Source organism: Klebsiella sp. EMBS2024 (genome assembly GCF_036233805.1).
GTDB lineage: Bacteria > Pseudomonadota > Gammaproteobacteria > Enterobacterales > Enterobacteriaceae > Klebsiella > Klebsiella pneumoniae.
In genome coordinates this window covers 89,223-89,512 of sequence record NZ_JAZARW010000002.1, presented here as the reverse complement: position 1 = coordinate 89,512, position 290 = coordinate 89,223, and the positions used below count along the sequence as shown (strand labels likewise).

The 290-nt window shown below is 52.4% G+C and carries 1 pseudogene; it reads right to left on the bottom strand.

What is annotated here, in order from left to right:
* Positions 1-290 (bottom strand): annotated as a pseudogene (locus VZP09_RS24950) (IS1-like element transposase); the annotation flags it as partial.

The window sequence follows — 290 nt, the reverse complement described above, 5'->3', positions numbered from 1 at the left end:
CCACTGTTCGTCCATTTCCGCGCAAACAATGACGTCACTGCCCGGTTGTATGCGTGAGTTTACCGACTGCGGCCTGAGTTTTTTAAGTGACGTAAAATCGTGTTGAGGCCAACGCCCATAATGCGTGCACTGGCGCGACATCCGACGCCATTCATGGCCATATCAATGATTTTCTGATGCGTACCGGGTTGAGAAGCGGTGTAAGTGAACTGTAGCTGCCATGTTTTACGGCAGTGAGAGCAGAGATAGCGCTGATGTCCGGCAGTACTGTTACCGTTACGCACCACGCC